The following is an 18,200-nucleotide window of genomic DNA, read 5'->3' as shown; positions in this document are numbered from 1 at the left end:
TTGTGAAAAAGAATATCATATTTGTTGTAAACCCTATATCTGGCGATTTGGATAAATCAGATTTAGTGAACGCTGTTACGGAGTTTGCCACTACCAGTCATTTTGATTTAGAAGTTTATGAAACTACTGGAAAAAATGACATCAAAGAAATACAATCATTATACGAAGAATATAATCCGGAACGCATAATCGTTGCAGGTGGCGATGGAACTATAAAGATGGTGGCCGAAGCAATGGAACAACACGATGTAATTATCGGGATTCTTCCGGCAGGTTCTGCAAACGGATTATCTGTTGATTTAAATTTGCCGCCGACGATTGAAGAAAATCTAAAAATTGCTTTTTCGAATCATTATATCGAAATGGATATGATTTGTATAAATGGCAAAAAAAGTATTCATTTGAGCGATATCGGAATTAATGCAGATTTGGTAAAAAATTACGAAGAAAGCAATTTGCGGGGATTTTGGGGCTATGCCTTGCAGGCATACTCAACAATAAAAGATTTAGACGAGCCTTTTATAGCTACTATTTCTGCCAATAATCAAGTTGTAGTACATACGGCAAGAATTATTGTAATTGCTAATTCTCAGCGATATGGAACTGGTGTGACTATTAATCCTAATGGTGTTATGAATGATGGAAGATTTGAATTGGTTATTCTTAAAAGTCTTGATATTTTTCTGTTGGGAAAAATTATTACCGGAAATATGCCAATTGATTCTGATGATATTGTAATTATTTCGACAGACAAGGCTACGATAAAAACAGATTACCCGGTAAATTTTCAAATTGACGGAGAATATTGTGGTGCGCAAACTGATCTTGAAATTCATATTCTGCACAAGCAGATGAAAATAGCTATCCCTTAAAAATCTTTGACAAAGTTGTTATTTAAACGGATTACGTTCCTGCCATTCTGTTTTAGGTTCCAGGTAATTAAAAAATCGGGCAATGTTATGATTGATTAAAGTATTGCTGTGCGTAATTAACCCGTACATTTTTAAAGGTTTTGCGCCAACAGAACTTTTGATTTCAAGTGCTGTTCTGGCAAAAACAATTTGTTTAAAACCCTGATTGATAGAGTAGGCAATCATATCATAAAGCATGTTTAAATATAGCATCTTCTCCCGCTGAATACTTTCGTCATAGCCAAGAAAATAAGTGTCCATTATCGCTCCATTTTTAATTAAAGTATTAAAACCAATTAATTTTCCATCTAAAAAATAACCGTACAGTAAAAAATCATCTTTCATAATTTCCTTAAAAAAGCTAAAATGATTTCTGGCTAAAAAGAACGTATTGAAAGGAGCATTTTTTGCAACATGAAAATAGAGATCATAAATAATGTCTTCATATTTTAAAATATCAGTTAAGGACATTTTCTGTTTTACAATTCCATCGGCTTTTTTGCGGGCACGTTTGTATTGATCGCGGTACTTTTTAGATAAAGCATCAATATAATCCTGTTCCGTTTTCCAGTTTTCATTGATTTCAAAAATCATATTGGGCTGTGTCGAAAACGTATAATTGTTTTTAAATTCAGCCTGAAGCGGTTTAATTTCTGTTTCCGTAAAATCCTTTATGCTGGTAATGTGAACTTTTTTTCCTTTAGCCTTCAGATCTTTTTTAAGCTGATTAATCGCTTTATGAAGTGTTTTGATTGCTTTTGATTGTTGGATGTTTTCTTCAAAAGCAAAAGCATTCTGACCTGTCAGCATATTATTCCCGACAAATAAAACATGTGAAGCGAAGTTCTTAAAAGCGAAATTACGAACGGAAGTTTTTAAACACTGATCGCGGTCTCCAAAAGATTCCAGTTTTTCTGCAAATAAAAATTGAGTTATAGCGATTCCAACAAGCTTTGTTTCTTCAAAAATTCCAATAAAATGACAAATCATATTTACCGGACAGGAATTTTCAAGAACTGTGAGATATTCTCTAGTCAAAAAAATGTTGTCAGAAGTCAGTGAATTCCACTCTAAGGGTAGTGAGGACGCACTATTGTATATTTCGAAAGAATAAGTTGTAGTCAAAAGTGAGAGCTAATTTTTTCAAAATTAGATAATATTTATAATAACTGGTCTGGTTTAAGTTATTATTAAGAAAAACCCGTTTGAAATTGGATATCAAACGGGTTTTGTATGTGTAATTTTATGCAAATGCACAGATAATTCCTCCCATCAAAGTAAGGGTTAACATCCAATATCCTGCATGAATAAAGATATATTTCCAGGATTTTCTTTCGAATAGTCCATTAATACCAATTACCGGAAATGCAAAAAATAAACCTGACATGAAACCATGAAGAGCCCCATGTTTAAAAGTACGATACGCCGTTCCGTAATCCGCCATAAAAGCAGCAAATGAAGGTTTTGCACTTTCTAGCATTGGTGGTCCGCCAACCATACCCACTGCTCCCGATTGATGAATTGTTAGCCCCATCAAGACTACTGTAATCATCAAAGAAAAGATATACGTAAACCCGAAGATTTTAAGCATGTTTCCTGTTCGAAGATCTTCCTGAGTCAGATTATTTTCTTTCATCCAAATCGTTCCGAACACTTTTGGATTGTACCAAATAAAACCAGTAACAAGTGTGACAATTCCAGCAAGTAATAATGCAATAAAGTTAATTTCCATAATATGAGGTTTTTAGGATTAGTTGGTCAAATTTAATCAAAAAACAATACCGTTTGTCGATTTTATTAAGTAGTATAAATAGTGTTAATTATTTACTTATTAACACTTTATCGACATTTGCTGCTTTATATCTATAAAATGTATAATTTTAAACCACAAACAAATCCCAAATTTTGTTATGAAAAGCTTAACCACATTTTTGATAGCTTTTATTTTTTCATTGAATATTTATGCAGATACTGTTTCAGATAAAGAAAAAGATGCCTTAATTAAATTTTACCATGCGACAAATGGAGCAAATTGGAAAATTAAATGGGATTTATCTCTTTCTGTGTCAACGTGGCACGGTGTTCAGGCTGAAAATGGAAAAGTAATAGGACTTTATTTAGAAGATAATAATCTGGAAGGAGAGTTACCTGCTGAATTTTTTGATTTGATAAATCTAGTAACTATTGATTTTCATAAAAATAATCTACACGGTAAATTGCCGGCAGAGATTGGAAAATTAAAGCAACTCGAAGTACTTTCTTTATTTAATAATGAAATTGAGGGCGATTTACCTGGTTCGATTTATAAGATTCAGACTTTGAAAATATTGCTTTTAAATAGTAACAAACTGTCAGGGACTTTAAGTGCTGAAATAATAAATTTTCATGCCTTGCAAAACTTAAGTTTATTTGACAATAGTTTTGAAGGAGAAATACCGAAAGGACTTGAAAAATTACATAATTTATCTGAAATGAATCTTTCTTATAATAAATTTAAAGGAACCGTTTCTAAGAACCTGGCGTTACTAGATCCATTAAATATGACTATGCTGGATGATAACGGAACTCCCTTTTTATTAGAAATTAACACTCAAAAAGAAACTACAATTGTTACCCAAAATTAATCGTGCTTATGAATGAAAATTACTCTCGTTAAACAAGTTGATTAAATATATTTAGTTAATTGCTGAAAAACCGTAAGTCATTACGGTTTTTTTTGTGGTTTATATTTACTTAAATGTTCGCTAAAAAATTAAACCCAATTGTTTACAAGTTTGTTTTTTTTTATAACTTTAATTCGTCAAATTGAATATTTGAATAGAAAAAAATAACCTCTTTAAAATATAAATTATGGTAGTACAATATCAGGGTGAACAACACGGAAAAGCAACCACTTTTACAATAAGAATTATTGGGAATAACTTGTCTAAAAGTAGTTCTAATTATCAAATAGATTTATTGGTAGGAGATAAGCAGCTGCCAATTTTTACAACAGAGATACACCAAAGTTTATCTAATTGTTTAAAAGAAATCTATTTGTTCAGAAAACATAACGGAATCAAATTCAATGCTTCTTCAGAGAAAATTACATCGCTTTTTGTGCCTTATGATCAGGTATTGTTCAACTACAATAAATATGCTTTGTTTAGAGCTTAAGCTTTAATAGTATTGAAATATAAAAAAGGTCGGTTCTTGAGAACCGACCTTTTTTATTATAGATATTTTTAAAAAAAAAGCTCCAGATTTCTCTGAAGCTTTATGTTGGTAGCCCGTAGCGGAATCGAACCGCTCTTACATGGATGAAAACCATGCGTCCTAACCGATAGACGAACGGGCCTGTTTTTCTAATGCGGGTGCAAAAATGCAATTAATTTTAATATACACAAAAAAAAATTTTCAAGAAATTGTTTATGCTATTGTGGAAATATCATATTTAGAAATAATCCGTCGTAAATAAATTGGGTTAAGTAAAATGTATTTATTTGATTAATAATTGGTTGTTTAACATGTAAAAAAGGGATAAGGAAGTTTTTTTCTTCTTTTATTAAAATGATAAATTTCGATAAGATTGAAAAATATTTTTTTTGAAAGAATATCCTTCTGGTTTTTCGATTGCAAGCAGACAAAATAAACGGAGTAGTTTTTGTTTCTTTAAAATAAATGTAAAAAAAAGCTCCGGATTTCTCTGAAGCTTTAATTACCAACTAACAAAAAAGATTTAAATTTTGTTTATGTATTACTACAGTAATTTTGTTTAAACCTTAAAAACCAATTTGTTTTTGTAAAAAATCCAAAGGATAACTGACCAAAATATGGCATATAGAATGGCATAAGCCAATGAAGAGTTTAGGGGATTTTCAAAACAAGGTACTATCCAATGATTGTAAATTAGACTTTGAATATTAATTTCTTCTGAAGGTACTTCCGGATTTTGAACCTTAATCGAACTCATAACCCTCGGAATTATACCCGAAAAGAAAAATACAATCATCGGATTTACGCCCCAAATTAAAAACAGTTTAGCCCATTTTTTATAGTTTGCAATGTCTATAATGTAATATAAAATGGTTAAGGATATTGTTGCAATACCTGCAGTGTATAAAACATAAGAACTTGTCCACAGTGATTTGTTGATAGGAAAAATGAGATTCCAAAGTAAACCTGCTATTACCAAAGCAATTCCTGTAATGGCCGTTTTTTTTGCAATTTCAATTTTTGCAATTGATAAGTTTAGCAATTGTCCTATAAACATTCCAAGAATTCCTGTTCCAATAGCAGGTAATGTGCTTAAAATTCCTTCCGGGTCCCAGGTTTTAGAAACACTCCATAAATGTCCGTTTAAAAGCAAGTTGTCTAACCAGGCTGCCAGATTAGTACCTTTTTCAAAATTAGCAGGACCAACTCCGGGAACAGGAATGAAAGCCATTAGAAGCCAATATCCAATTAAAATGGAAGCAGCAACTATAAGTTGTGTTTTCAAATTTGTTTTCAAATATAAAATAGAAGCAAAGAAATAGACGATTCCGATACGTTGTAAAACTCCGGGAATTCTTGTGTCTTCAAAAGATTCGAGCCCACTGTAAGCCAAACCGATTAAAATGACAAATATTCCAACAGCCAGATAAGTTTTAACTCTTAAGCTAAAGTTTCCTAAAAGGACATAAGCAACGGCAAAAGCGATGATTAGTCTAATGGCTAATAAAGAAATTCCTTCTAAACCAAATAAATGAATTCTGCTAAAACAGCTTAAAAACAATCCTAAACAGAAAATTCGTAAAGAGCGAACCATTATTTTATTAAAAACGGCCAGATCAAAATGTTTGGTTGGCATTGCAAAAGGAATCGCGGTTCCCATTATAAAAATAAAAAAAGGAAAAACTAAATCGGTAGGGGTGCAGCCATGCCATTCCGCATGTTCTAAGGGCGGATAAATCGATGTCCAGCTTCCTGGGTTGTTGACAATTGTCATTAGTAAGATTGTAAATCCCCGAAATACATCTAATGAAGTTAAACGTTCTTTAATCATTGGTTTATTTTTTTGGTTTCATTAATTATTAAAAAGGAAATTTATTTTATGATTGCTTCCTGAATTATTTTCTGAATGTCTTCCCGAATTTTTCCTTTGGCCAATTTATTCTCATCGTTAACAACTTCTGGATAGGTTCTGTTAGATAGAAAGACATAGACAATTTCTGTTTCAGGATCAACCCATGCTATATTTCCTGTAAATCCGGTATGCCCAAAACTAGTTGCAGAGACACAAGCACAAGTAGGACCATCTTTACCAATTCTTTTATCAAATCCTAAACCTCTTTCAACTCCTTTATCTGCGTGATAGCAAGTATTAAAAGCATCGAATGTTTGTGGCGAAAAATATTGTTTGTTGCCATAGTTTCCTTTTTGTAAAAACAGCTGCATCATTTTGGCAACATCCATAGCATTAGAAAAAATCCCTGCATGACCGGCAACTCCGCCTTCCATTGCTGCCGCCATATCGTGCACATAGCCCTGAATTACCTGATGTCTGAAATAAGTATCCACTTCGGTTGGAGCAATACTATTTTTGTCAAATTTGAGTAACGGATTGTAAAGTGTATTATTCATTCCGAGTGTGCTGTAAAAATTCTCCTGACTCAGCTCTTCTAATTTTTTATGCGTTTTTCTTTCTAAATATTCTTTCAGGATAATGAAGGTGAAATCACTGTATTTATATTCTTTTTTAGCTAATAAGGGAGTATCAGCAATAATCTTCATAATGGTATCATGATAATCATTTCTGATATAAAAACTATCAGCCACTTTTGTAGTAAAATTATTTTCCACTATTCTGCGATAATATTTTTTAGAAGGTTTTCCTTCACTGTCAAGAGTTGCTTTGTAAAAAGGAATCCAGGCCTGAAGTCCGGCATAATGCGTTAACAAATCTTTGAAGATGATATTCTCTTTGTTTGTTTTGGCAAAAAACGGCACCATATCTTTTAATTTGGTATCCAGAGTTATTTTGTTTTTATCATACAATTGCATCACGTTTGGTAAGGTTGAAATCATTTTTGAAATCGAGGCAACGTCATACAAATCCGTATTAGAAACTTTTACAGTGTTCTCATAAGTGTGATGCCCATATGATTTCTGAAAAATGACACTTCCTTTTCTTGCGACCAATACCTGCATTCCCGGTGCCATTTTTCCATCAATAGCTTTTTGAGCAATAGCATCAATTTTAGATAAAATCTGGGGATTCATACCTGCATTTTCCGGAGTTGTAAAGGCCAGACGATTTAGTTTTTCGGTCGTCAATCCGTCATTTACTTTGAAAAAGTTATTAATTGAGACCGGAAGTTTTCCTTTGGCTTCAATTGCTCCAAAAAGTAATTCAGCAGAAACTACCTGACTTATATCTGAATTTTGATAAGAAACTACTAGACCTTCAATATCATCAAAATCTGAAATTGACAATAATGAATAAGGCTTGGCAAAAACATCCAAGATTACTTTGTTGTGTTTCGCAATTTCTTTCAGCCAAAGCATTTCGGTTAATGTAAATTCTTGTTTTTCCCAAGGTTTATTTACTTTATGAAAGCTGATAATTACCTTGTCAAACTTTTTTAATTCCTGATTCAGACTGTCAAGATTGATGTCTTTAACTTCTGTGATTTCAGTATATTTTTTTAATGTCGAAATAAAAGTACTGTTGGTGTCATCGCCTAATTTTACGTACGCGATTTTTTGATCCAGTTCTTTTATCGGAAGTATTTCTTTTTCATTCTTTAAAACGGTAATAGCATTTTCATACAACTTATAATGCAAGGCGTCATTTTGGGACGGATTAAGATCATTGTAAATATTGGCCATATCGATAGGCTTGTATTTATTTAATCCAGCCTTGAACTTATAATGCAATATTTTTTTTACGGAATGTGCCAGACGTTCTTCGGTTATAGTGCCGTCCGTACAGGCAATTTCAAGTTTTTGAAAAGCTACAGGAACATTTTCAGGGCAAAGTAAAATATCATTTCCGGCAAGAATTACGGCTATTTCCAATTCTCCCGGAGGTTTAAAATTACTCGCCCCCTTCATGGCTAAACCATCTGTAAAGATCAAACCTTCAAAACCTAATTGTTTTTGAAGTAGGTTAGTTACAATATCATAAGAAGCCGAAGAAGGATAATTGGGTCTTGGTTCGAGACTGGGAATATTAAGATGAGCTACCATTACAGATACCAAACCTTCATCAAAAATGCGTTTGTATGGATACAATTCGACTAAATCAAGACGCTCTTTTGAAAAATCAACCAAAGGCAATGCTTTATGAGAATCGGTTGAAGTATCGCCATGTCCGGGGAAATGTTTTCCGGTACTAAAAACGCCCTGACTTTCTACGCCTTTCATTAACGCAATAGCTTTGTTACTTACATTGACTTTATCTTCACCAAAAGAACGGTTTCCGATGATTGGATTTTTAGGATTTGTATTAATATCAAGAACAGGAGCAAAGTTGAAATGAACGCCAATTCTTTTGTTTTCACTGGCCATGTTTTTTCCAACATTTTCAATCAAATCTAAATCCTGAATAGCTCCTAAAGTCATATTCCACGGATAAATGTAAGTTGAATCCAATCGCATGCCCAATCCCCATTCCGCATCAATCCCTACAAATAAAGGAATTTTGGATTTTGATTGATACTGATTGGTTAGTTTCGCCTGACGTACCGGACCTCCCTGAAAAAAAATAACACCGCCAACTTTATAATCCTGAATCAATTTTTCGACACTATTTACATGAACAGAATCTTTGTTGGAATAAGCGGAAATCATGAACAATTGCCCTATTTTTTCCTGAAGCGACATTTTACTGTAAATACTGTCTACCCATTTTGTTTCGCTATCAGAATCTTTAAAAAACGTTTTTTTCTCTGATTTACTCTTGGCTGTATAAACAACAGTATCTTTTAATGGAATATCTTTTTTAGAATCTGTAATTGTGTTGTTTTTTTTGGAAGCACAATTGGTTATCAGAAATAGAAATGCAGCGTAAAGGCTTATTTTTATGAAGTACTCTTTCATAGCATATTTTTTGCGCAACCGAAATTAAACCATGATATAGGTTTTCAGTTGATTAGTCGATTAGTTTGTGTTTTTAAAGTTTTTAAAAACTTATTTTAGTGCTGCTTTTTGAACTTGTCAGGAATAATCCTAAATAGGTTATTAATCCGTTTAGCACTATTAATTCATTGTCAAATACATATCCTGAAAATAATAATTTAGAATTTTCATTGATGAGATAAGTAAAGAATGGCGATAACAAACAGATTAACGGAACCAGTTTATCATTTACATTTCTTGATTTTTGAAACAATCCAAAAGCATACAATCCTAATAATGGCCCATAGGTATAAGAAGCCACTTTGAAAATCATTCCAACCACAGAACTATCATTAATAGAATTAAAAATAAGAATCACAAAAAAGATCAATGCCGAAAAACTGATGTGTACTAAATGTCTCGTACGTACTGTATTTTTCCTGGTATTCTCGCTTTTATCCATGCCTAAAAAATCGACACAAAAAGAAGTGGTTAGAGCTGTTAAAGCAGAATCTGTAGTGGCAAACGTGGCCGCAATAATTCCTAATAAAAAAACAATAGCCGGAATTGTAGCCAAATGATTCAAAGCAATTTCAGGAAAAAGTAAATCGGTTCTTGGCTTACCTGTAATTAAATCAGTGGGAATTGCGATTCCATTTTTATTGGCGTAGATGTACAATAAAGCACCAACACTCAAAAAGAAAATATTAATGATAACGAAGATGGCTGTAAATGTGAACATGTTTTTTTGTGCTTCGCCAATGTTTTTACAGCTGAGGTTTTTTTGCATTAAATCCTGATCAAGTCCTGTCATGGCGATGGTTACAAACATTCCGCCTAATATTTGTTTTACGAAATGAAATTTGCTTCCCATAAAATCATCAAAGAAAAATATCTTCGAATAATTGCTATTTTTTACTTCTTCAAAAGCACCAATGGCACTTAAATCCATTCGGTCACAAATAAAATAAATAGTAAGGAATACTGAAGTTACCAGGAAAAAAGTCTGTAAAGTATCGGTTATAATAATCGTTTTTAACCCGCCTCTATAGGTATAAGAAAAAATAAGAAGAAGAGAAATTAATACGGTAAACGCAAAAGGAATATGGAAAAAATCAAACACAAAACGCTGTAATACAATAACCACCAAATAAAGTCTGAAGGCAGAGCTTACTGTCCTACTGATCAGGAAAATTGAGGCTGCAGTTTTATAGCTGTAAAACCCCATTCTTTGCTCAATATAGCCATAAATGGAAGTTAGATTCATTCTGTAATACAAAGGCAATAATAATTTTGTAATTACTATAAAACCAATTGCATTACCCAATACAAACTGAAAATATTTGAATTGTTCACCACTTGGAGCACCAACTTCTCCGGGAACCGATATAAAGGTCACTCCTGAAAGAGCAGTTCCTATCATTCCAAAAGCAACTAAATACCATTTTGAATTTTTATTGGCTGTGAAAAAAGCAGCATTTCCGTCATCTTTTCTGCTCACCCGGTGGGAGATATAAAATAAGGTTCCGAAATAAATGATAATCAGGATGAGGATTGTAGTTGGTGTCATTTTTGGTCTTTAGTGGTTTGTGATCTTTTATAAAACTATAAAAGATTTTTAATAGTTTGCTTATTTTTTAAATCTCCATATTTTTATTTTCAGCCATTAAAACAGCTCTTACGCTTTTGTGTTTCTGCAGTAATTCTTCGGCTAAATCATATTCAATTCCAAGTTCTTCCATAATCATTTTGATGCCGCGTTTTACCAGTTTTTCGTTAGAAAGCTGCATGTCAACCATTTTGTTGCCTTTTACTTTTCCGAGTTTAATCATTACCGAAGTAGAGATCATGTTTAAGGTCAGTTTTTGAGCTGTTCCTGCCTTCATTCTGGTACTTCCGGTTAAGAATTCCGGACCTACAATTACTTCAATCGGATAATCTGCTTCCTGAGCAATAAGTCCGTTACTTATACAGGAAATACTCGCTGTTTTGACATTGTGTTCTTTTGCTTTTTTCAAAGCTCCTAAAACATAAGGTGTGTTTCCTGAAGCAGCAATTCCAATAATAAAATCTAAGCTTGAAATTTCAAATTTAGCTAAGTCTTTCCATGCTTGTTCCGTATCGTCTTCGGCATTTTCAACCGCTTTTCTAATCGCGGTGTCGCCACCGGCAATAATTCCGATAATCATATCATGTGGCACACCAAAAGTTGGAGGGCATTCTGAAGCATCTAAAATTCCAATTCGTCCCGAAGTCCCGGCTCCGATATAAAATAATCTGCCTCCCAATTGCATTTTTTTTACAATTGCCTTAACCAGTTTTTCAATTTTAGGAATTTGCTCTTCGATAATATGAGGTACTTTCTTGTCCTCTGTATTTATGTTCGTAAGAAGTTCTTTCACGCTCATCTGATCCAGGTCTTTGTACAAAGATTCTTGCTCAGTTTCAGGATTTTTATTTTTCATTTTTCTTTTTTTTTTTGATTTTTGAAACCAAAGTTTTTCGCATAATTGGTTTCGCTCTTTTGCATTAATAAATCAGGTATTTCGTGCGCATTTTTTTGAAGGATTCTAAATCACTCTTCCAGCTTTCTCTTATTTTTTCTTCAGAAACTCCGCTTTCAATTTGTTGTTGTAACTTCTTCGTTCCGGCTAGTTTTGGAAAAAAAGCATTGAAAAATTTCGTTTTGTCACTCGTATTTTGATAGGCTTTAAGTAGCCATTTAAGTTCTAATCGATTCAGTTTCGGATAAGCTGTTAAGTCTTCGCCAAAACATTCTTTTCCGTTGTATAAAGGATCTTTTGCACCAAAATTTGGTTTTGGCGTAAAACTAAAATTAGTTTTCGTTAAAAAAGGCGATCCATAAATCTGGAATTGTTTTTCGGTTCCGCGGCCCATACTTACGTTTGTACCTTCAAAAAGACACAAACTCGCATATAGATTTATGGATTGGTCGTTGGGTAAATTTGGAGATGGTTTTGCAAGGATACTATAGTCCATTTCTCGTTTGTAATCGCTACAAGGAATAACAGTTAACTTACATTGAACTCCGTTCTTCAGCCATTTTTCGCCATTAATCATTTTTGCATATTCTCCAATTGTCATTCCATGAAGTAACGGAATAGGATGCATGCCCACAAAACTGGTAAATTCTTTTTCTAAAAGTGGGCCGTCAACAATACGGCCATTCGGATTTGGTCTGTCAAGGATTATAAGTGGAACCCCATTTTCGGCACAGGCTTCCATAACATAATGCAAAGAAGAAATATAAGTATAGAAACGTGCTCCAACATCTTGTAAATCAAATATCATGATATCGATTCCTGCTAATTGTGCTGGTTTTGGTTTTTTATTATCGCCGTAAAGAGAAATAATTGGCAATCCTGTTTTTTGATCTTTTCCATCAACAACATGTTCGCCTGCATCGGCAGTTCCTCTAAATCCGTGTTCAGGAGCAAAAATGGTTTGGACAGCAATTTTTTTCTCCAATAAAAAATCTACCAAATGCGTTTTATTAGATAAAATTCCGGTTTGGTTGGTGACTATTCCTACTTTTTTATCTTTCAATAAAGGCAGGTATTTTTCATAATTATCAGCTCCTGTTTTTATTATTACGGTATTGATTTCAGAGTTGTTTTTTACTACTTTTTGAAATGAATTGGAATAGGAAGGAATGAAAAATAGGGATACTATAATAAAAGCACTTTTTGTGATGAATTTTATCATTTTGTTTACAGTTTAATAGTTAGAAGGCTGAAAATGATTAAATAAAATTTTATTGTTATTGATTGATAGTCAGTGTTTTTTGATAGCTGTAAGATAATCAATTTAAGAAGAATGTTTATCTGAGTTTTCAGATAAAGGTTTTCATTTTAGTATTTAAAACGGTTAAAGAGACAGTTTTAAAATACTACCTCTGGAATGATTATCTCCAGAGGTAGTTATTATTTATTAATTCAGTTTTCTAAATTCTGAATTACCAACCTGGATTTTGTTTTAAATCTACACCCTGAGCTTTATATAAATCAATATCATTTGTTGGAATATTCATTAAGTAGTGCTTAGATTCAAAAGTTCTGGTACTTGCAGGATATATTTTTACATATCCGTTACCGTCAACTACCGTTTGCGATCCTACTGGAGTACCAATCCTTGCTCCAAGATTTACATCCGGATTTTTTGAAGTATCAAGATAATCTCCTTTTTTCCAACGGTAAATATCTGCCTGTCTTAAAGTTGTCCAGCTCATGAATTCGATTTGACGCTCACGACGCACTTCCCAAATAAGAGGGTTAACAGCACCAGAAATTTGCTCTAAAGCAGATGTTCTTCTTGGGTCATTAATTTGTACACCTCCTACAGAAGCATTAGTTCCATTAGTAGTCAAAGGTGCAATTCCTGCACGGATACGAACTTTGTTGATAGAAATATCAAGATCGTTATTTGTTGCAGTACCCAATTCAGCACAAGCTTCTGCATAATTTAAATATACTTCGCTTAAAGTAAACAAAGGGGCATCAGTATAATTACGTCCTCCTGTTGTAACATCAGGACCAGTAGTTGCCGGATTGTTGTACAATTCAAACACATATCCAGACATTGACACTAATGCTGTAGTACCAAAAGGTTTTCCTTTGTATCCGTAATTAGCAGGATTTACCGTTTTACCAAAACGCGGATCTCTGTTTGCAAAAGTTTTTGTAACGTTATCGTCCCCTGTAAATTGAGCATTTCCTGCTTGTTGAATAGGTAATCCGTTTGTTGTTACATAGCTATCAGCTGCCCATTTTGTCAAACCATATTGTATTGTTGAAGTATTGGTATAGTTTTGAAGAGAGTGCATTAAAACGTTGGTTAAATAACGTTTTGTCAATATCACTTCTGTGTTTCCTAGTAATTCAACTGAATTATAAAGACCTTTCCAGTCTGAGTTTAACTTATAAGCCGGATTATTCATTATAGCTAATGAAGCCGTTTTCGCTTTATTAAGATAAGCACTTCCATCCTGATTTAAATGGTATTTTCTGTATGTTCCTTCATATAGACAAGCGTTACTTAAAGCTGCATAAGCAGTGTATTTATTGACAGTAGCATTTCTGTCATCGACTGGAAGCATCAAATTAGCAGCTTCTTCCAGCTCAGCAATTACCTTGTCAATAATCTGTGCTCTTGGCATCGCAGGAGCATAAACCTCAGCATCTGCCTGAGCTAAATATTGATCGGTGTAAGGAACATCGCCAAATTTTTGCACTAAGCGGAAATAAGTATAAGCCCTGAAAAACTTTGCTACACCAATGTAGTGGTTCTTTCTGTCTTGTGGCATGGAAACAGTTGGTACTTTTTCAAGCATCAGATTACAACGACGAATAAGAGTATAATATTCATTCCAGGAATAAACATTGGTTGTAGCCGCCGTAACAGGCATTTGATAAAAAGTAAAGGCAGATAAGTTATCATCTACTTTGTAATCACTTCCATGGTAGTAGAAAAAAGAAAGTCCAATGGTTGTTCCATTTCCGTAGCCATAAAAAGTATCATAATTAAGCCATGAAAAGGTTTTTACGTTATCTTCTGATTGCCAAAAATTATCGTTGGTGAATTTATCTGCAGGATCATCTGACAGATAGTCTGAACAACTAACTGCGGTTGTTGCTACTAAAGCTGTAGCAAACAGAAGCAGAAACTTAGATTTTATATTTGAATTTTTCATTGTAAAAGTTTTGAATTGTTAGTATTAGAAAGAAAGCTCAACACCAAAAGACCATGTTTTAGTATAAGGATAAGCTCTTCCCCAGAAAACTTCTGTTTCGTCAATTTCAGGATCTACAGGAAGACGTTTATCAGCCCATGTTACTAAGTTTTCACCCGAAGTATACAATCTCACTTTTTCTAATCCGGCTTTTTTAACAATTGCTAATGGCAATGAATAGCCAAGACTAAAGTTTTTAAGACGGAAATAAGACATGTCTAATAAATATCTTGTCGACGTAACAAAGTTGTTTTGACCTGAAGTACCGGATCCAAAAGTATTGGCTTCATTACCGTAGTACGGATTTGGCCAGTAAGCACCTGTATTTTCCGGTGTCCAGTAGTCTGCCTGATTTTCATACATTTGCTGAGGTGCACGGAAGAAAGGCAAAACAGCATCTGAAGCAGCCCAATAATCACGTTTTCCAACTCCCTGAAAGAAAGCAGAAACATCAAATCCACGATATTTCCCACCTAAAGTGATACCATATTTGTAACGAGGAGTTGAATTACCAATTTTTTGTAAATCCCCATGATCATCTGCAGTTCCTGCTCCACGAGTTATAGCTCCATCACCATTTGTATCAATGTAATGCACATCACCAGCTCCGTATTTGAAATTACCTCCCATTGTTTTAGAGTAATCAACGCCATTTACTGTTTTACCGTTGTTCGTAATTACATCATCAGCCTGAAGAAGTCTGTCGCTGGTTAAGCCCCAGATCTGACCAATTTCAAAACCATCATAGTAAGGATATGTTGTAGGTGTAACTAAAGCTAATAATTTAGAGCTGTTGTTCCATTTTGTTACAACTGATTTATAATCTGATAAAGCAACATCAACAAATACCGAAGCTTCTTCTCCTAATTTTTTATTAAAGTTCAAAGATAGTTCCCATCCTCTTGTTCTCATATTTCCTGAGTTAGTCTGGGCAGAATTTTGACCAAATGAACCCGGAAGTGTTATACCCGGAGCCAACATTCCTTTTGTGTCACGTTGGTACCAGTCAAACGAAGCGCCAAGCATATCAAATATTTTAATATCAATACCTACATCTTTTGTGTATACTTTTTCCCAGGTCAATGCTGGATCAACATTAGTTGGTAAACCCATAGAAGGCGGAAGCGTAGAACCACTGTTTATCCATGAAGGATTTGTGGAGTTTAATATAGATAAGAATGCATTATTTCCGACATTTTGATTTCCGATAGATCCTATAGAAGCACGTAACTTAAGGTCATTTAACCAACCGCGCGTATTCTCCATGAATTTTTCATTCACAATTTTGTATCCTACAGAAGCAGAAGGAAAGAATCCCCATTGCTCGCTTGTTGGAAATTTTGATGAACCATCATAACGGGCATTAAGTTCTAATAAATAAATTCCATTATAATCGTAATTGATACGCCCAAAGAAACCTGCAATTGAATACGTCGTTTCTGCTGGATTCAAAGTAGTATTTGCTGCTCCGGCAGTAAATTGTTCTCCTACTGCAAGATTAAATTCTGGTTTTGATTTGTCCAACAGTGTATTTCTTCGTGCATAATTACGAGAGAAATCTTGCCACTCCGAGTTGAAACCTCCTAAAACTTTGAAATTATGCTTATCAAGCTGCTTTTTATAGTTAGCATAGATATTTACAACATTTGTAGTTGACTCTGATTTCGATTGCGCTACGAAGTCATTTCCGGCTTCAAGCGTTGCCGGTACTGCGGTCTGAATTGTAGTAGCATCATAAGGCATGGCAGACCAGCTATCCCAAGCCAGGAATTTTCCACCGTTTTGTTTTCTGTTTGCAAAGTTAGTCACATTACTTACTTCAACAATAAGATTCAAGTCTTTTGTAATGTCTGCTGTAAATTTAGCACTTAACCTGTTATTGCGGTTAATGTTTTCATTTCTCGACGCATTTGCTATATATCCTCCGGCAGTACGGAAATTATATCCTCTGTAAGTTCCGAAATTCGGAAAATATTGTCCCCAACGAAGTGCATATCCAAAGTAGCCTCCATAACCGGTATCGTCAGTACCAGATCCACCATAATAATTAAATGGTTGGTCATATGAACTGTTAATAGTCATTGCTTTAAAGTCTCCTGTAAGCCACTCAGCCAGTTTTGTTGTAAATCCTAAGTTTACATTGATTCTTTGTCTTTGTTCCTGATTTACTCTTAACATACCTTCTTGGTTTGTGATGGCAAATGACGCGAAGAAAGAACTTTTTTCTCCCAGATTACCTTGTGCAGATAAGTTGTGGGTAGTTTGAAGCGCATCCTTTGCATACAATTCTTTATTGGCATCCCATACTCTGTAGAAATAAGGTGTTCCGTTTCTAATCTCCCAGTCTTCACCATAAACCATTTCACGACTGGTGCGATTATTTGCATATTTTTCTTTCCAGTTTTTAATTCCAGCAAGTAAAATATTGTAGTTTGCGCCAAAAATTTCCGGCACAGCACCATCAGTACGGGTTCCGGCTGCAATTAACCCCGGAATTTCCTCTGTTGGATCTAAGAATTTTAAAGTAGAAATTGGATTGGTAAAAGCCGTGTTTCCACTGTAAGAGAATCTCACTTTTCCTTCGCCTGTTTTTCCGCCTTTTGTAGTAATAAGCACAACACCAAAAGCAGCACGAGCTCCATAAATAGAAGCCGAAGCGGCATCCTTAAGAACAGACATCGTTGCAATATCATTTGGATTGATAAGAGATAAATCCGTTGGAATTCCATCAACTAATATTAAAGGAGCGTCTGATCCGTTAATAGTTCCGGCTCCACGTATATTGATAGTCGCAGCACGGTTAATGTTTCCTGAGTTAAAACTAACGTTTACACCCGGCGTAGTTCCTTGTAATGCTTTACTAACATCGGTCAAAGGCCTGCTGCCTATAGTTTTGGCAACGTCGATAGACGCAACAGCGCCTGTTAAGTTGGTTTTTTTCTGAGAAGCAAATCCCACGACAACAACTTCATCTAATTTTGAAGTGCTTTCTGAAAGTTCAACATTTACTTTTTGTTGTGCCGCAATTTTAACCATTGCAGTTTCATACCCCATATAACTAAAAATAAGGGTTTGTCCTGATGAAACAGGAATGCTGTAGTTTCCGTCAAAATCGGTGGTGCTGCCATTTGAAGTTCCCTGAATAAGAATACTAACCCCGGGAATTGGAATTCCGTCCGTTTTGCTTTTTACAGTTCCAGTAATTGTTTTTGTTTGCCCAAATGATGCTTGAATGAACAAAACCAATAATGAAATAAGGAATAATTTTTTCATGATTATTTGGTTTTTTTAATGGTTGTTAAGCAAATATATTTATTTATTGCGTACAAATGCAATATTTGGTATTTATTTTCAAAAATTAACTAAAATAACGCAAAACAATGCATTTTTACATAAGTAATTCCTGCTGTTTTATTGTTTTTTATAAAAACATGCAAACTATTGCAGTTTTGTGTATT

General features: G+C 34.0%; 12 protein-coding genes and 1 tRNA gene. 3 read left to right on the top strand and 10 right to left on the bottom strand.

Annotated elements, in window-relative coordinates; translation table 11 throughout:
- The first annotated feature begins 2 nt into the window (after nt 1-2).
- The gene (locus tag AC6CH4_RS00790; RefSeq protein WP_498099306.1) at nt 3-872 is read left to right on the top strand and encodes a diacylglycerol/lipid kinase family protein; all 870 of its coding nucleotides are present in this window, start codon (nt 3-5) and stop codon (nt 870-872) included.
- Between the two features lie 18 nt (nt 873-890).
- Here the strand turns inward: AC6CH4_RS00790 and AC6CH4_RS00785 are convergent, their stop codons facing one another.
- Both AC6CH4_RS00785 and AC6CH4_RS00780 read right to left on the bottom strand, forming a co-directional pair.
- Nucleotides 891-2,036, bottom strand: coding sequence for a peptidogalycan biosysnthesis protein (locus AC6CH4_RS00785; protein ID WP_498099304.1), 1,146 nt, complete (start codon nt 2,034-2,036; stop codon nt 891-893).
- Between the two features lie 118 nt (nt 2,037-2,154).
- Nucleotides 2,155-2,643: a DUF1761 domain-containing protein gene (locus AC6CH4_RS00780; protein WP_498099302.1), complete on the bottom strand. Its 489-nt coding sequence runs from the start codon at nt 2,641-2,643 to the stop codon at nt 2,155-2,157.
- A 178-nt stretch (nt 2,644-2,821) separates the two neighbouring features.
- Between AC6CH4_RS00780 and AC6CH4_RS00775 the strand changes: the two genes are divergently transcribed.
- Nucleotides 2,822-3,535 carry a leucine-rich repeat domain-containing protein gene (locus AC6CH4_RS00775; RefSeq protein ID WP_498099300.1) on the top strand — a complete coding sequence of 238 codons (714 nt, stop codon included), beginning with the start codon at nt 2,822-2,824 and terminating at the stop codon, nt 3,533-3,535.
- Nucleotides 3,536-3,761: 226 nt separating this feature from the next.
- Entirely contained in the window at nt 3,762-4,067 is a 306-nt protein-coding gene (locus AC6CH4_RS00770) for a hypothetical protein (RefSeq protein ID WP_498099298.1), read from the top strand.
- Between the two features lie 106 nt (nt 4,068-4,173).
- Here AC6CH4_RS00770 and AC6CH4_RS00765 read toward each other — a convergent pair.
- The 8 genes from AC6CH4_RS00765 to AC6CH4_RS00730 form a co-directional block, all read right to left on the bottom strand.
- Nucleotides 4,174-4,248, bottom strand: a tRNA-Glu gene (locus AC6CH4_RS00765).
- A 417-nt stretch (nt 4,249-4,665) separates the two neighbouring features.
- The gene (locus AC6CH4_RS00760) at nt 4,666-5,937 is read right to left on the bottom strand and encodes an acyltransferase family protein (protein WP_498099296.1); all 1,272 of its coding nucleotides are present in this window, start codon (nt 5,935-5,937) and stop codon (nt 4,666-4,668) included.
- 41 nt (nt 5,938-5,978) lie between these two features.
- A complete protein-coding gene (locus AC6CH4_RS00755) occupies nt 5,979-8,975 on the bottom strand; it encodes a serine hydrolase domain-containing protein (RefSeq protein WP_498099294.1) in 2,997 nt (998 codons plus the stop codon).
- An 82-nt stretch (nt 8,976-9,057) separates the two neighbouring features.
- Complete coding sequence (locus AC6CH4_RS00750) at nt 9,058-10,563, bottom strand: sodium:solute symporter (protein ID WP_498099292.1); 1,506 nt, start codon at nt 10,561-10,563, stop codon at nt 9,058-9,060.
- A gap of 67 nt (nt 10,564-10,630) precedes the next feature.
- On the bottom strand, nt 10,631-11,458 hold the full coding sequence (murQ, locus tag AC6CH4_RS00745) for an N-acetylmuramic acid 6-phosphate etherase (RefSeq protein WP_498099290.1): 828 nt from the start codon (nt 11,456-11,458) through the stop codon (nt 10,631-10,633).
- A gap of 64 nt (nt 11,459-11,522) precedes the next feature.
- The gene (locus AC6CH4_RS00740; RefSeq protein WP_498099288.1) at nt 11,523-12,719 is read right to left on the bottom strand and encodes an exo-beta-N-acetylmuramidase NamZ family protein; all 1,197 of its coding nucleotides are present in this window, start codon (nt 12,717-12,719) and stop codon (nt 11,523-11,525) included.
- 250 nt (nt 12,720-12,969) lie between these two features.
- Nucleotides 12,970-14,703, bottom strand: a complete 1,734-nt coding sequence (locus AC6CH4_RS00735; RefSeq protein ID WP_498099286.1) for a RagB/SusD family nutrient uptake outer membrane protein — start codon at nt 14,701-14,703, stop codon at nt 12,970-12,972.
- Between the two features lie 24 nt (nt 14,704-14,727).
- Nucleotides 14,728-18,015 carry a SusC/RagA family TonB-linked outer membrane protein gene (locus AC6CH4_RS00730; RefSeq protein ID WP_498099284.1) on the bottom strand — a complete coding sequence of 1,096 codons (3,288 nt, stop codon included), beginning with the start codon at nt 18,013-18,015 and terminating at the stop codon, nt 14,728-14,730.
- Nucleotides 18,016-18,200 lie beyond the last annotated feature (185 nt).

Source organism: Flavobacterium sp. GQ95 (assembly GCF_059758655.1).
The sequence above is the reverse complement of the archived record's forward strand: the minus strand, read 5'-3'. Positions and strand labels throughout refer to the sequence as shown.

Excerpts from the sequence above, each read along its gene's own strand:
- AC6CH4_RS00780 (WP_498099302.1), bottom strand. The coding sequence starts at position 2,643 with ATGGAAATTAACTTTATTGCATTATTACTTGCTGGAATTGTCACACTT.
- AC6CH4_RS00775 (WP_498099300.1), top strand. The coding sequence starts at position 2,822 with ATGAAAAGCTTAACCACATTTTTGATAGCTTTTATTTTTTCATTGAAT.
- AC6CH4_RS00770 (WP_498099298.1), top strand. The coding sequence starts at position 3,762 with ATGGTAGTACAATATCAGGGTGAACAACACGGAAAAGCAACCACTTTT.
- AC6CH4_RS00760 (WP_498099296.1), bottom strand. The coding sequence starts at position 5,937 with ATGATTAAAGAACGTTTAACTTCATTAGATGTATTTCGGGGATTTACA.
- AC6CH4_RS00755 (WP_498099294.1), bottom strand. The coding sequence starts at position 8,975 with ATGAAAGAGTACTTCATAAAAATAAGCCTTTACGCTGCATTTCTATTT.
- AC6CH4_RS00750 (WP_498099292.1), bottom strand. The coding sequence starts at position 10,563 with ATGACACCAACTACAATCCTCATCCTGATTATCATTTATTTCGGAACC.
- murQ (WP_498099290.1), bottom strand. The coding sequence starts at position 11,458 with ATGAAAAATAAAAATCCTGAAACTGAGCAAGAATCTTTGTACAAAGAC.
- AC6CH4_RS00740 (WP_498099288.1), bottom strand. The coding sequence starts at position 12,719 with ATGATAAAATTCATCACAAAAAGTGCTTTTATTATAGTATCCCTATTT.
- AC6CH4_RS00735 (WP_498099286.1), bottom strand. The coding sequence starts at position 14,703 with ATGAAAAATTCAAATATAAAATCTAAGTTTCTGCTTCTGTTTGCTACA.
- AC6CH4_RS00730 (WP_498099284.1), bottom strand. The coding sequence starts at position 18,015 with ATGAAAAAATTATTCCTTATTTCATTATTGGTTTTGTTCATTCAAGCA.